This is a genomic window from Mycobacterium sp. ENV421 (assembly GCF_002887815.1).
Taxonomy (GTDB): domain Bacteria; phylum Actinomycetota; class Actinomycetes; order Mycobacteriales; family Mycobacteriaceae; genus Mycobacterium.
Map to the genome: position 1 here is coordinate 1 of NZ_PDHO01000120.1, position 1,398 is coordinate 1,398.

Annotated in this window: 1 protein-coding gene; it reads right to left on the minus strand. The window is 62.2% G+C overall.

Going from position 1 to position 1,398, the window contains the following annotated elements; all coding sequences use genetic code 11:
• Positions 1–10 precede the first annotated feature (10 nt).
• Positions 11–1,234, minus strand: a complete 1,224-nt coding sequence (locus CRM90_RS29940; RefSeq protein WP_102810447.1) for an ISL3 family transposase — start codon at positions 1,232–1,234, stop codon at positions 11–13.
• Positions 1,235–1,398: the final 164 nt, after the last annotated feature.

The window sequence follows — 1,398 nt, forward strand, 5'->3', positions numbered from 1 at the left end:
GTGCGGCTCCTCAGGTTGTTGTGGGTAGCTTGACCTGCAGTCCGCCGAGGCAGAGGTAGATCATTGAGGTCAGTGTTTGGGCGGAGTGGTGGCCGTAGCCGCGGGCGTTGATGAGGCGGATTTTGGCGTTGATGCTCTCGGCGAGGGCGTTAGAGATACCGAGTTCGATGGCGGCCAGGATAGGTTCGAAGTAGATCTTGAAGCGTTTGCCGAGTGAGACGAACACGGGGATGCGACTGCGGAGGGCGGCGGTGATCCAGGCTTTGAGTAGTCGGCGGGCCTGGCCGGGGGGATGGTCGTAGCGGTAGAGGTCGCGGGCTTGCTCTTTGAGCGTCCAGGCCCGGCCGATGCGTCGGCTGGTACGGGCGATCTGGTTGACCAGGTCTCGTTTGTCGTCGGTGAGTTTGTTCTCTCCGGTGCGCAGGGCCCAGCGGGTGGTGCGCCACTGTGCGGAGGTCATGGCGACCTTGGCCGGCCCGCTGGCGGCTTCGGCGAAGACCCGGTCCAAGGCTCGGTTGATCCATCGCATGATGTGGAATCCGTCGTAGCAGATGACCGCGTCTGGCACAGCTGTGCGGGTGGCTTTGGTGTAGGCGCGGGACACATCCATGCTGACTGCTTCAATGTTCTTGAGAGCTGAATGTGTTTGGCTTTCATAGAATGTGGCCAGTGAATCTTCGCTGCGGCCCGGTTGAATATCGACAACGGTGCCGCTGTCGTGATCGCCGATGATGGTCAGGTAGCGGTGCGGATGGCGGTAGCAGATTTCATCGACCCCGATCCGGTAGCGCGTCTGGAGCCGACGCGCATCGAGGAGCTCGGCGACTCCGCGGTTGATGATCGCGGTAACCGTTTCCCAGGCGCAACGCATCAAGGTGGCCACGGTGGTGCGGTCGCTGCGCTGGGCCAACCACAACACCATGTCTTCGTAATCACGGGTGTGCCGGGCGCCGGGTCGCGCCCAGGGCAACTCCTCGGTGAGCACCCCGCAGTCCGGACAGTCCACCCGGCGGATGTCATAGACCAGCCATAGCCGGCTCCGGCCCAGATCAAGATGGCGCCAGCGGCGCCGACGACGGTCGTAGAAGCTTCGTAAGCGTTTGCCACATGGGCAGGTCAGCAGTCGAGCCGACGGGCGCAGCGTCACCTCGACATCGCGTTCGCCGATGACGACTTCGGTGACCGTGGCTCCGGGGATAGCCAGCAGACGGTTAAATGCAGTACTGACGCGCACGCGGATCGTCCTTGCGGTTGAGGTTGGTGTGGTAACCCCGAAACCTAGAGGCACACCGCGTGCGCGTCCCTCATTTCACAGATACGTCGTCAGATCCTGTTGCATACCACCGAAAATAGCCTCTGAACAGCAAAAAGCGCCCACTAGAACACTAGGAGCGCCAC